12 protein-coding genes are annotated in these 12,708 nt (G+C 64.2%); 10 read left to right on the top strand and 2 right to left on the bottom strand.

Annotation, left to right across the window (positions count from 1 at the left end):
* Window positions 1-3: 3 nt before the first annotated feature.
* The 7 genes from IHE39_RS15810 (at window position 4) to trmB (ending at window position 7,101) form a co-directional block, all read left to right on the top strand.
* The gene (locus tag IHE39_RS15810; protein ID WP_434781320.1) at window positions 4-996 is read left to right on the top strand and encodes a PhoH family protein; all 993 of its coding nucleotides are present in this window, start codon (window positions 4-6) and stop codon (window positions 994-996) included.
* Window positions 997-1,014: 18 nt separating this feature from the next.
* Complete coding sequence (gene ybeY / locus IHE39_RS15805) at window positions 1,015-1,524, top strand: rRNA maturation RNase YbeY (RefSeq protein WP_192567110.1); 510 nt, start codon at window positions 1,015-1,017, stop codon at window positions 1,522-1,524.
* A gap of 26 nt (window positions 1,525-1,550) precedes the next feature.
* The gene (locus IHE39_RS15800) at window positions 1,551-2,624 is read left to right on the top strand and encodes a hemolysin family protein (RefSeq protein ID WP_192567109.1); all 1,074 of its coding nucleotides are present in this window, start codon (window positions 1,551-1,553) and stop codon (window positions 2,622-2,624) included.
* 84 nt (window positions 2,625-2,708) lie between these two features.
* The gene (lnt, locus tag IHE39_RS15795; RefSeq protein ID WP_192567108.1) at window positions 2,709-4,301 is read left to right on the top strand and encodes an apolipoprotein N-acyltransferase; all 1,593 of its coding nucleotides are present in this window, start codon (window positions 2,709-2,711) and stop codon (window positions 4,299-4,301) included.
* A 141-nt stretch (window positions 4,302-4,442) separates the two neighbouring features.
* Window positions 4,443-4,862, top strand: a complete 420-nt coding sequence (locus IHE39_RS15790) for a helix-turn-helix domain-containing protein (protein WP_184773211.1) — start codon at window positions 4,443-4,445, stop codon at window positions 4,860-4,862.
* Between the two features lie 213 nt (window positions 4,863-5,075).
* A complete protein-coding gene (metK, locus tag IHE39_RS15785) occupies window positions 5,076-6,383 on the top strand; it encodes a methionine adenosyltransferase (RefSeq protein WP_192567107.1) in 1,308 nt (435 codons plus the stop codon).
* 16 nt (window positions 6,384-6,399) lie between these two features.
* On the top strand, window positions 6,400-7,101 hold the full coding sequence (gene trmB, locus IHE39_RS15780) for a tRNA (guanine(46)-N(7))-methyltransferase TrmB (RefSeq protein ID WP_192567106.1): 702 nt from the start codon (window positions 6,400-6,402) through the stop codon (window positions 7,099-7,101).
* Window positions 7,102-7,690: 589 nt separating this feature from the next.
* Here trmB and IHE39_RS15775 read toward each other — a convergent pair.
* Window positions 7,691-9,079 carry a sensor histidine kinase gene (locus IHE39_RS15775; protein WP_192567105.1) on the bottom strand — a complete coding sequence of 463 codons (1,389 nt, stop codon included), beginning with the start codon at window positions 9,077-9,079 and terminating at the stop codon, window positions 7,691-7,693.
* The gene (locus IHE39_RS15770) at window positions 9,079-9,753 is read right to left on the bottom strand and encodes a response regulator (RefSeq protein ID WP_184773216.1); all 675 of its coding nucleotides are present in this window, start codon (window positions 9,751-9,753) and stop codon (window positions 9,079-9,081) included. The genes IHE39_RS15775 and IHE39_RS15770 overlap by 1 nt, the downstream gene beginning before the upstream one ends.
* A gap of 128 nt (window positions 9,754-9,881) precedes the next feature.
* Between IHE39_RS15770 and IHE39_RS15765 the strand changes: the two genes are divergently transcribed.
* From IHE39_RS15765 to IHE39_RS15755, 3 genes are all read left to right on the top strand, one after another.
* The gene (locus IHE39_RS15765) at window positions 9,882-10,946 is read left to right on the top strand and encodes an ABC transporter substrate-binding protein (RefSeq protein WP_184773217.1); all 1,065 of its coding nucleotides are present in this window, start codon (window positions 9,882-9,884) and stop codon (window positions 10,944-10,946) included.
* Window positions 10,947-11,255: 309 nt separating this feature from the next.
* Window positions 11,256-12,200, top strand: coding sequence for a Bug family tripartite tricarboxylate transporter substrate binding protein (locus tag IHE39_RS15760; protein WP_192567104.1), 945 nt, complete (start codon window positions 11,256-11,258; stop codon window positions 12,198-12,200).
* Window positions 12,197-12,685, top strand: a complete 489-nt coding sequence (locus IHE39_RS15755) for a tripartite tricarboxylate transporter TctB family protein (RefSeq protein WP_184773219.1) — start codon at window positions 12,197-12,199, stop codon at window positions 12,683-12,685. The genes IHE39_RS15760 and IHE39_RS15755 overlap by 4 nt, the downstream gene beginning before the upstream one ends.
* Window positions 12,686-12,708: the final 23 nt, after the last annotated feature.

Here is a 12,708-nt window from a genome sequence, read left to right as displayed (position 1 = left end):
GACATGGCGCACATCGTACTGACCTTCGACAACAACAAGCTAGCCAGTGCGCTATATGGCCAGTTCGACGAGAACCTGGCCCGTCTCGAACAGAAACTCGGCGTCGACATACGCTCGCGCGGCAACCAGCTGACCATCAAGGGCAGCGCCACCGCTGCCGAGCAGGCGCGTCGCGCGCTCGATCATCTTTATGCCATCCTGCAGAAAGGCGGCGAAGTGGCGCAATCCGACGTAGACGGGGCGGTTCGCATTTCGGTTGCTCCCGACGATCAGCTGACGCTGCCGACGCTGGAGCGCAAGGGCAAGATGGCCGCGGCCCAGATATCGACGCGCAAGCGCACCATCTATGCCCGCTCGCTGAACCAGGACGCCTATATGCGGGCGCTGGAGCGTTCGGAGCTGGTGTTCGGTATCGGCCCGGCGGGTACCGGCAAGACCTATCTCGCGGTGGCGCATGCCGCCATGCTGCTCGAACGCGGCATGGTCGAGCGCATCATCTTGTCGCGTCCGGCGGTCGAAGCCGGCGAGCGCTTGGGCTTCCTGCCCGGCGACATGAAGGAAAAGGTCGATCCCTATCTGCGCCCGCTCTATGACGCGCTCTACGACATGATGCCGGCCGACAAGGTCGAGCGCGCCATTGCCGCCGAGGTCATCGAAATCGCGCCGCTGGCCTTCATGCGCGGCCGTACGCTGGCGCATTCGGCCGTCATCCTCGACGAGGCGCAGAACACCACCTCGATGCAGATGAAGATGTTCCTGACGCGTCTCGGCGAGAACTCGCGCATGATCATAACAGGCGATCCGACCCAGATCGACTTGCCGCCCAACACCAAGTCGGGCCTGGTCGAGGCGCTGCGCATTCTCGACGGCGTGCCGGGCGCGGTGACGGTGCGCTTCAACGACACCGACGTGGTCCGCCATCCGCTCGTCGCCGAGATCGTCCGGGCCTATGACCGTGACGGCAAGGTCGCTCGCGGCCTTGGCACCGAGGGTTGATCGGGAACGGTTTTGGTTATGCCTGACAACAAGACAATGGCGTCCGCCGCCGCGGGCGCTCTCGACATCGACCTGATGATCGAGGAAGGCGCCTGGCCAAGCGAGGACGCGCTTCGCGCGCTTGTCGACCGCGCCGTGCCTGTCGCGCTGGCCGAGGCCGAGGTCGAGGTCATCGACGGCGTCGAACTGAGCCTCGTCTTTACCGACGACGACGCCATCCAGAGCCTCAACGCCGAATGGCGCCAGAAGGACAAGCCGACCAACGTGCTGTCGTTCCCGGCCTTTCCGATGGCGCCGGGCGACCCGCTGCCGCCGATGCTCGGCGACATCGTGCTTGCCTATGAGACCGTCGTGCGCGAGGCCGAGCTTGAAGGCAAGCCGCTCGAAAACCACATCACCCACCTCATAATCCACGGACTCCTGCACCTTTTGGGGTATGATCACGAGACCGACGAGGAGGCCGAGGAGATGGAGGCCCTGGAGCGCCAGGCTCTGGCGAGGCTTGCCATTCCCGATCCCTACGCGTAACAGGGACGAACAACGACCGGAAGACGATGAACGACAAGCAAGAGACTGCCGCCACGCCCGATACGGGAACCGCGGCAAGAGCCTCCGACCAGACCGAGGACGGACCTAGTAGCAGTGCGCCGTTACCAGCGACGCACGACCCCCAGGCCGATAGGCCATCCTTCATCGAGCGGCTGACCAGGCTTTTCCGCCACCGCAGCAACGGCACCAATATCCGTGAGGAAATTGTCGACGCGCTGGCCGAAACCGGCAGCGATGCTGATTCGTTTTCGCCCGGCGAACGCGCCATGCTCAACAACATCCTTCGGCTCCGCGAAGTCAGGGTCGAGGACGTCATGGTGCCGCGTGCCGACATCGAGGCGATCGAGCTGTCGACGACACTTGGCGAGCTGCTTGCGGTGTTCGAACAGTCGGGCCATTCGCGCATGCCGGTTTATGTCGAGACGCTCGACGATCCGCGCGGCATGGTCCACATCCGCGACGTGCTCGCCCACATCACCCGCGGCGCCCGCGTCAAGAAGGGCAGGGCGCGCAAGACGCCGCAGCCCGCCGACGTGCAGATCGACCTCGCCCAGGTCGACCTCAAGCGCAACATCGGCGAACTGAACCTGATCCGCACGGTGCTGTTCGTGCCGCCCTCCATGCTGGCGTCGGACCTGATGACCCGCATGCAGGCGACGCGCACCCAGATGGCGTTGGTCATCGACGAATATGGCGGTACCGACGGGCTGGTTTCGCTCGAAGACATCGTCGAGATGGTCGTCGGCGACATCGAAGACGAGCATGACGACGACGAGCCGATGATCACCCAGGCCGGCGACGGCGTTTATGTCGTCGACGGCAAGGCCGAGATCGAGGAAGTCGCCAAGGTCCTCGGTGAGGAATTCTCGCCCGGCGAGCACAGCGAATATGTCGACACCATTGGCGGCATGATCTTCAACGCGCTCGGCCGCGTGCCGGCGCGTGGCGAAGTGGTGCAGGCGATCCCCGGCTTCGAGTTCCATGTGCTCGATGCCGACCCGCGCCGCGTCAAGCGCGTCCGCATCGTCCACAGCGTCAAGAGCGAGCGTCGCCGTCGCGCCAAGGCTGAACAGGCGTGAGCCTGTTTTCGGGCGGTCCGCCATTTGGTGCCGCCTTGCGGTGCTGCTACACCTTCGATCCGTGATTCTGCGACGAGGGCACGGATGGAGCGCCACGCTGGGCGGATAATTCTGCTGTGGGGATGGAAAAGGGCGCTTGTCGCCTTTGTGGCCGGCGCCTTTGCCGTCCTGGGCCAGGCGCCCTATGATTTCTTCGCCGCCTGTTTCGTCTCATTCCCGATCCTGGTCTGGTTGCTCGACGGTGCCGTCGCCGACAGCCCGGCAGGCTTCCTGCGTCGCCTCATGCCGGCCTTCGCCACTGGCTGGTGGTTCGGTTTCGGCTACTTCTTGGCCGGGCTGTGGTGGGTCGGCGGCGCGCTTCTGGTCGAAGCCGAGAGTTTTGCCTGGGCACTGCCCTTTGCCGTTGTCGGCATCCCGCTGATCTTGGCGTTCTTCTATGGCTTTGCCGCCGCGTTGGCGCGGCTGTTGTGGAGCGACGGCATTGGCCGCATCGCGGCTTTAGCCTTCGCCTTCGGCCTGATCGAGTGGCTGCGCACCTTCCTGTTCACCGGCTTTCCGTGGAACCCTCTCGGCTTTGCCGCCATGCCGATGCCGCTGTTCATGCAGAGCGTGACGATAACAGGCGTCACCGGCATGAACGTGCTGGCGGTGTTCGTCTTCGCCATGCCGGCGCTGCTCGCCGATCGCCGCAATCTCAAGCTGGGCTTCGCGCTGGTCGCGGTGCTGGCCGCGGCCCATGCAGGCTATGGCTATTTCAAGCTGTCCAGGCCCGCCCAACCGGTGGAGCGGACCGTCAACGTCCGCATTGTCCAGCCCAATATCGACCTCAGCGAGAAATGGGATGGCCGCGTCCGCGACCGAATCTTTGCCAGCATGCTGCAGCTCTCGGCCGAGGCGCCCAAGGCGGGTGCGAAGAAGCCGGACCTTGTCATCTGGCCTGAGACCTCGGTGCCGTTCCTGTTCACCGAGCGGCCGGATGCGCTGGTGGCGATCGGTGACATGCTGAGCGACGGACAGACGCTGATGGCCGGTACGGTACGCGCCGAAGGCGAATCGGGTGCCGGCGAGGAAGCGCGCTATTACAATTCGGTCGTCAGCATCAACGACAAGGGTGAGATCGTCGACGCCGTCGACAAGGTCCATCTCGTTCCTTTCGGCGAGTACATCCCGTTTGCCGGCCTGATGGAGCGGATCGGGCTGACGCAACTCGTCGCCGGGCCGATGAATTTCTCCGCCGGTGCCAATCGGCGGCCGCTCGACCTGCCCGGCGGGCTCAAGGCATCGGCCTTCATCTGCTACGAAATAATCTTTCCCCGTCTGGTTGCAGTTGACGCAGCGTCAACTGGGATTATTGTGAACGTGACCAACGACGCGTGGTTTGGCGACACTCCGGGTCCGTACCAGCATTTCCGGCAGTCGCAGGTCCGCGCGGTCGAAAACGGGTTGCCGGTCCTGCGCGCGGCCAACACAGGAATTTCCGGCATTATCGACCCAAGCGGGCGAGTTGTGGATGCACTTGCGATGAATGTTCGCGGCACCATCGATGTCTCGCTTCCGGTGGCCGCCATTGGCGCTGCCTCGCCGCCGCTTTCGCGCGTTAACGGTTTCCTGATCATGTTGTTGATTGCCCTTGCGGCAAGTGGCTTGAAGCTCAGACAGAGGCTCAGGGCGAATTGACACTGCGGTTGTTAGAAACTCATATGTCGCCGCGCAGCCAGAAGCTGTGCCAATCAACGTCCACACCCGGGCGTCATAAACTGCCCTGAAATGGGTTACCTGCCCAAATAATAAGCTGGAAAAATCCGGCGAGGAAAGACAGTGGAAAAAGAGAACAAGAAAAAGCCAAATCCGACCGACGTATACGTCGGCGGACGCATTCGCCTGCGACGCAATATGCTAGGGATGAGCCAGGAGAAGCTTGGAGAGAGCCTCGGTATTACTTTTCAGCAGATCCAGAAGTACGAAAAAGGAACCAACCGAGTCGGAGCGAGTCGCCTGCAAGCCATCGCTCAGATCCTGAGCGTTCCGGTCGCCTTCTTCTTCGAGGATGCCCCTGGCGCCGAGGGCAGCGAGCACAAAGGCCTGTCGGAAGACTCGTCCACGTCTTTTGTGGTCGATTTTCTCTCGAGCGCCGAAGGGCTTCAGCTCAACCGCGCCTTTGCCCGGATTTCCAACCCCAAGGTTCGGCGCAAGGTAATCGAGTTGGCTAAGGTCCTGGCCGACGACGAAGACCAGTAGAATCGGGGCGCCGGGCGTCCGACCGGATGCGCAAGCGGCGCCCCGACTACCTAAACAGTGCAGCGTGCTTTCTGAAAATCGGTTCTGATCTTCGGGCCGGTGCGCGAGTGCGACGGCGATGCGCCGTCGCCACTCCCTCGCATTAACAGTGCTTCCGCGACGAAAGCCTGCTTGACGAGGTCTGGCACGCTTCGCTAACACGTGTCGCGCCAAATGATCGGCATCGCGCCGGTCGCTTTCCAGAGGGGACATCCCGTGCAGCGGCAGAATTATCTCTTCACTTCCGAGTCCGTATCCGAAGGTCACCCCGACAAGGTGTGCGACCGCATTTCCGATGAGATCGTCGATCTCGTCTACCGTGAAGCCAAAAAGACCGGCATGGATCCGTGGAAGGTCCGCGTTGCCTGCGAAACTCTGGCAACCACCAACCGCGTCGTGATCGCCGGCGAAGTTCGCGTGCCGGACACGCTGCTGAAGAAAGACAAGAACGGCCAGATCGTGAAGGACGCCGCCGGCCATCCGGTCGTCAACCCGTCCAAGTTCAAGTCGGTGGCCCGCAAGGCCATCCGCGCCATCGGCTACGAGCAGGCCGGCTTCCACTGGAAGACCGCCCGCATTGACGTGCTGCTGCACGGCCAGTCGCCCGACATCGGCCAGGGCGTCGACAGCGCTTCCGACCGCCAGGGCGAAGAAGGTGCCGGCGACCAGGGCATCATGTTCGGCTATGCCTGCCGTGAGACGCCTGATTTGATGCCGGCGCCGATCTACTACAGCCACAAGATACTGGAACTGCTTGCCACTGCCCGCCACGAAAACAAGGGCGATGCCGGCAAGCTCGGTCCTGACGCCAAGAGCCAGGTCACCGTGCGCTACCAGGACGGCAAGGCCCACGAAGTCACGCAGATCGTGCTTTCGACCCAGCACCTCGACGGCAGCTGGGATTCGGGCAAGGTCCGCAAGGTCGTCGAGCCTTACATCCGCGAAGCCCTTGGCGAACTCGAGATCGCCAATGACTGCAACTGGTACATCAACCCGACCGGCAAGTTCGTCATCGGCGGTCCAGACGGCGATGCCGGCCTGACCGGCCGCAAGATCATCGTCGACACCTACGGTGGCGCAGCTCCGCATGGCGGCGGCGCGTTCTCCGGCAAGGACACTACCAAGGTCGACCGTTCGGCAGCCTATGCCGCGCGCTACCTCGCAAAGAACGTCGTTGCTGCCAAGCTTGCCGAGCGCTGCACCATCCAGCTATCCTACGCCATCGGCGTTGCCCAGCCGCTGTCGGTCTATGTCGACCTGCACGGCACCGGCAAGGTCGATGAGGCGGTGCTGGAAGACGCGCTGCGCCAGGTCATGGACCTGTCGCCGTCGGGCATCCGCCGTCACCTCGACCTCAACAAGCCGATCTACGCCAAGACCTCGTCCTACGGCCATTTCGGCCGCAAGGCTGGTCGCGACGGTTCTTTCTCGTGGGAAAAGACCGACCTGGTGAAGGCTCTCAAGGATGCGGTCGCCGCCTGAGGCGACCGTAGTTTTCATGGAACAAGAACCGCGCCGCACTCGCACCAGCGAAGCCTTTTTCGGGCGTCGGCGCGGTAAGGCCATCCGCCCGTATCAGGCGGATGCGCTTGAAACTGGATTGGCCCGCCTTGGCATCGACCTTGGCGTGGCCGCTCCCGCCGATCTCCGCACCATGTTCGAAGCCGAGGTTTCGAAAGTCCGGCTCGAGATCGGTTTCGGCGGCGGCGAGCATCTTCGCCATCTCGCCGCGAACAATCCCGGTGACGGCTTCATCGGCATCGAGCCCTTCGTCAACGGCATGGCCAAGATGGCGGCAGCGCTCCATGAAAAGCCGCTCGCCAATATCCGCCTCTATGACGAAGACGCTACCCAACTGCTCGACTGGCTGCCGGAGGCCTCGCTCGACGGCATCGACCTGCTTTATCCCGACCCGTGGCGCAAGAAGAAGCACTGGAAGCGACGCTTCGTCAGCCCGGTCAATCTCGACCGCTTCGCCCGCGTGCTGAAGGCCGGCGCGAAGTTCCGCTTTGCCTCCGACATCGACACCTATGTGAACTGGACGCTGCAGCACTGCCGCGCCCATCCTGCCTTCGACTGGCAGGCCGCCGACGCCGCCGACTGGCACACGCCCTACGAGGGCTGGACCCGCACCCGTTACGAAGCCAAGGCGATCCGCGAAAACCGCACCCCGGCGTATCTGACGTTCATCAGGGTTTAGGCGGCGGCACCCCTTCTCCCTCGTGGGGTGAGGAGTGGTGGCCAATGGCGAGGAAAGCCAACGATTGCCTTTTCCTACGACGAGCGCCCGGAGCCATAGCGAGCGCCGGGTGGTGCACCGAAGGGGAGGGTTAAGGTGTTGGACGGGGCAGGAAGCCCGGCCGTAAGGCTGGGACCGACAGTGCTTGTCTTCCGCGTCACGGCATGGATTCCCGACACTCTCCGCTCGTTTCACTCGCTCACGAGGTCGGGAATGACGGAATTGTGGGAGACCCCTCAGCAAATGTCCAATCGCTGCGTTTGGCATAAGCAGATCGACGGTGTGCATATGCGCGAGGTTGACTGGCAATCGCCGAAACGCAAGCGTTGGAGATTAGCGTTGAAGACACATGAAGCCCGTCATTCCCGATCTCGTGAGCGAGTGAAACGAGCGGAGAGTGTCGGGAATCCATGCCGCAATGGCTGTAGACTAGCGTAGCGACGGCACCGATTGGACAAAAACCCTAGTCGAGGCATTTGCAGGGCAAGCGCGTCTCGCCAAACACTGATTTCCCTCGCCGGGTAGGCCTCCAAAAGGGCGGTAGGAGCCTTCACCCCTCCGCCTTGCCGAATGCCACCCGCACCCTGAGCCCGCGTCCGTCCGCGCCTGGCAAAAGCTCCAGCCGTCCGCCAAACAGTGAGGCGATCTCCTCGACGATCGGCAGGCCGAGGCCGGCACCGGGCTTGTCGCCCTCGCGCCCGCGCACGAAGCGCTGGCGCACGCTTTCGAGTTCTGACGCCGGAATGCCCGGTCCGGTGTCTTCGACCTCCAGCACCACGTCGGTGCCGCCGTCGAGCACCTTGACGGTCGCCTCGGCGCCGCTGCCGGCATATGACAGCGCGTTTTCGATCAGGTTGCGGATCATCTCGCTGAGCAGCATCGGTTCGCCGCGCAGGTAGAGCGCCTCTTCGCCCTCGAAGCCGAGGTCGATGCCGGCGGCGTGGGCCTGGGTGACGCGGTCGGCGGTGAGCTGCCGGGCAAGCTCGGTCAGGTCGACCGCGCCGAGGTTCTTCAGCCTGTCGGTTGCCGCCTCGTCGACCTTGGCGAGCAGCAGCAACTGGGCGATGACGCGCTCGGCATGCGCCACCGCCTCGTCGCCGATGCGGGCGGCGCGGCGCGCTTCCTCGAGTGAGTGGGCACGCGAGGCGAGCGCCAGCTGGGTGCGGATGATGGTCAGCGGCGTGCGCAGCTGATGACTGGCATTGCCGGTGAAATGCCGCATCGCGCCAAGTGCTGAACCGAGCCGGCCCATGAAGGAATTGACCGTGTCGACAAGGCCGCGCACCTCCTTGGGCACCGATTGCTCGATCGGGTGGAGATCGTCGGGATTGCGCTCGGCAATGGCGTCGCGCAGCCGGTAGAGCGGGCGAAGCGAGAAGGTAACGGCAAACCAGACGATGGCTGCCGCACTGCCGATCAGGATGGCGAGCCGCAGTGCCGAGCGCAGCAGGATGGTCTGCGCCAGCTGGGTGCGGGCGATCGTCGTTTCGGCGATGGTGACCACGAAAGGGATCGAGGTTGCGCCCGTCGAGGCGGCGCGCGACAGCGAGGTCAGGCGGATCGGCTCGCCGCGGAAACTGGCGTCGGCATAGCCGCTTTCCTCCTGGTCGAGGCCCTCGATCACCGGCAGCGTCTGGTAGCCGGTGATGAAGCCGTCAGGCCCGTCGACGCGGTAGAAGACGCGGTCCTGCGCCGCAGAGGTCAGCATTTCGAGCGCGACGTAGGGGATATCCACCTCGAGCGCGCCATCCTCTGCCACCACCACGCGTTCGGCGATGGCCAGCGCCGAGCCGGCGAGCACGCGGTCGGAGACGGCATTCGCCGTATCGACAGCCTCGCGGTAGGTGTCGGCGAGCGCGATCAGGCCGATGGTGACGAGTGGCACCAGCAGCCACAACAGCAGCCGGCGGCGGAGCGAATAGAGCCTCGTCCGCGGCATCAGGGGCTTTGGATCTTTTCGAGATAATAGCCGATGCCGCGTGCTGTCCGCACCGTCAGGCCGTAAGGGGCGAGGCGCTTGCGCAGGCGGCTGACATATTGCTCGATGGCGTTGGCGCTCAGGTCCTCGTCGAAGCCAGCGAGCGATTCGATGATCGCCTGCTTGGCGACGACCTTGCCGGCGCGCATGAACAGGGTTTCGAGCAGCGCCAGTTCCCGCGCCGGAATGTCGATGGCAGCGCCCCGCGACGAGAAGCTGCGCGTGTTGAGGTCGAGCGCGACCTCGCCGAAGGTGACTGTCGCTGCTTTGAGCCCGGCGCGGCGACGCAACAGCGTGCGCACCCGGGCCTCCAACTCGCCGACGTCGAACGGTTTGACCATGTAGTCGTCGGCACCGAGGTCGAGCCCCTTGACCCGCTCGTCGAGCGAGTGGCGCGCTGACAGGATCAGCACTGCCGCATCGTGCTGGCGCCCGCGCATGGTGCGCAGCACGTCCAGGCCGTCCATCTCGGGAAGGTTGAGGTCGAGGATGACGAGGTCGAAGCGCTCGGTGGCCAGAACCGCCACCGCGGACGCGCCGTCGCCGACGACGTCGACGGCATAGCCGCTGCCCTTGAGCACCGCCGCCAGCCCCCCGGCCAGCGTCGCGTTGTCCTCCACCACCAGAATGCGCACCCGTATGCTCCTTGCCCGCCCCGTCAGGACGATGCCCATTCGCCGATCAAAGGTCCAGAGCCTGCGATGTGCATCGTCAGTGCTTCGCCGTTGTGCGGCGGGCTCTGCTGTTGCATGGTCCGGCGATCATGCGCCTGGCCATCTTCACCGCCCTTCTTTGCCTCTCGGTGCCCGCACGGGCCGAAGTCACCGTCTTTCCGGCACTCAATGGCGCTTCGGACGCGCGCACGCTCGTCGTTTATTCCTCGCTCGACGCACCATTGGCCAAGCCGATGATCGAAGGCTTCCAGAAAGCCAATCCCGGTGTCGCCGTCAGGTACGAGGATCTCCAGACCGTTGACATCTACGACCGCGTCGTCGCCGAGACCGACACCGGCAAGGGCACCGCCGACATCGCCTTTTCCTCGGCCATGGACCTCCAGGTCAAGCTCGCCAATGATGGTTACGCCCAGGAAAGCCGGCTGCCTTTGTCCGAGCGCTGGCCGCGCTGGGCCAACTGGCGCGATACCGCCTATGCGCTGACCTACGAGCCGGCAGTTTTCGTCTACCACAAGCCGAGCTTCAGGGACGCCCCGCCGCCGGCGACGCGCGGGCAGTTTGTCGACTTTCTCAAGACCCAGGGCGACAAGGTCTATGGCCGCATAGCCACCTACGACATCGAGCGCTCCGGCGTCGGCTTCATGTTCATGGCACGCGACCAGGAGCAGTATCCCGACATCTGGTCGGTGATCCGCGCCATGGGGGCGGCGGGGGTGAAGCTCTACTCGACCAGCGGGGCGATCCTCGAACGCATCGCCGACGGCCGCTTCGTGCTCGGCTACAACATATTGGGCTCCTATGCCGCCGACTGGGCGGCGCGCAATCCCGATGTCGGCATCGTCCTGCCCAAGGACTACACGGTGGTCATGTCGCGCATCGGCCTGGTGCCGGCCGCCGCCAAGTCGCCCGACCTTGGCCGCCGCTATCTCGAATACTTCATGTCGGCCGAGGGTCAGACGGTGATGGCGCGCGAATTGCAGATCGCTGCCGTCAACCCGGAGGTTTCGGGTGAAAACACTGCCAACCGGATGCAGGAGGTGCTGGGCGGGCAATTGCGCCCGGTGCCGGTCAGTCCCGGCCTGATGGTCTATCTCGACCAGGTCAAGCGTTCGCGCGTCATCGAGCACTGGAACGAGGCCCTGCGCAGTCCTTGACGGCAGGTTGTTCCCAAGCTGTTGCATCGGTGTCAGTCTGATGTCAGGTTGCTGCGATAGGGAAGTTTTGGCCCATCCGTTGGAGGCGGCGAGGCTCGGAAAGTTCGGGAGGACTTCGAACACGTTTCCGCTAAGGCTACCCGACGGCGGTTCTCACCGCCGCGCAGAGGGGCCGGGAAACGCTGCTGTCATGGCAGGCCCTTAGGCCGGCCAGTTCCTTCTCCCCAGGTTCCGGGACGCTGCCTCAGGCGCGGGCTTCGAAACTGAAAAGCATTTTGCCCCGCGCATGCGGGCAAGGGAGGAACAGCAATGAAGCAGTTCGTATTGGCATCCATCATCGCGGGCGCGATTGCCCTGCCGGCCGCCGCCGCCGACTACAAGATCATGGCACCGGCAGCGCCTGGCGGCGGCTGGGACCAGACCGCGCGTTCGATGCAGACCGCGCTCCAGGATGAGAAGATCTCCAACTCGGTCCAGGTCAACAACGTCCCGGGCGCCGGTGGCACCATCGGTCTCGCCCAGTTCGTCAACCAGGCAAATGGCGATCCGGCACAGCTGATCGTCGGCGGCTACGTCATGGTCGGCGCCATCCTCACCAACGCCTCGCCCGTCACGCTCGACCAGGTCACCCCGATCGCGCGACTGACCGGCGAATTCGAAGCGCTGGTTGTTCCGGCCGCGTCCGACATCAAGGACATGGCGGGCCTCATTGCCAAGCTGAAGGCTGATCCAGGCGCGGTGTCCTGGGGCGGCGGTTCGGCCGGCGGCACCGACCACATCACGGCCGGCCTGATTGCCAAGGCAGCCGGCGTCGACCCGACCAAGGTCAACTACATCGCCTATTCCGGCGGTGGCGAGGCTCTTGCTGCCATCCTCGGCGGCCAGGTGACCGTCGGCATTTCCGGCTACGGCGAGTTCGCCGAGCAGATCAAGGCCGGCACGCTGCGCATCATCGGCATCTCGTCCGACGCCAAGGTCGAAGGCATCGATGCCCCGACCTTTAAGGAAGGCGGCGTTGACGTCTCGATCCAGAACTGGCGCATGGTCGCTGCTGCTCCCGGCATCTCGGCCGAGCAGAAGGCTGCCGTTCTCGCCGACGTCGAGAAGATGGTGACCTCGGCCTCGTGGACGAAGATTCTCGCTGACAAGGGCTGGGCCAACACCTACCTCGCCGGCGACGACTTCACGGCCCAGCTGAAGAAGGACACCGAGGCGACGTCCGCGATCCTGAAAGACATCGGCCTGGTGAAATGAGCCTGGACAGCCAGCAACAAGAAAGGCGCCGCCCCGATTGGGCGGCGCTTGCCATCGCCGCCCTTTTGATGGCGGTGTCTGTGGTCATCGCCTGGAGTACCGCCAGCCATGGCGCCGGCGCCAGCTATGCCCGCGTCGGTCCGACGACGTTTCCCTATGTGATCGCTGTGGCCTTCTTCGGCCTGTCGATCTGGACGGTTTTCGAAGCTTTTCGCGGAGATTTTCCCGAGCGCGAGAAACAGGAGATCAGCCCGATCCTGTGGATCGTTGGTGGACTTGCAGCGCAGATGCTGCTGCTCAAGGCAGCCGGCTTCTCGATCGCCACCGCATTGCTCTTCGCAGCGACGGCGCGCGCCTTCGGACGCGGCCCGCTGTGGAAGACGATTCCCATCGGCATCGTGCTTTCTTTCGTCGTCTGGGTCATTTTCGCCAAGGGACTGCAGCTCTCGCTGCCCGCCGGCCCGCTCGAACACCTGCTGTTCTGAGCGATTATCAAGGGAGCTCGGCT

Origin of the sequence: Aminobacter carboxidus (assembly GCF_014863355.1) — a bacterium.
In the GTDB taxonomy this organism is placed as follows: Bacteria; Pseudomonadota; Alphaproteobacteria; order Rhizobiales; family Rhizobiaceae; genus Aminobacter; species Aminobacter carboxidus.
The sequence above is the reverse complement of the archived record's forward strand: the minus strand, read 5'-3'. Positions and strand labels throughout refer to the sequence as shown.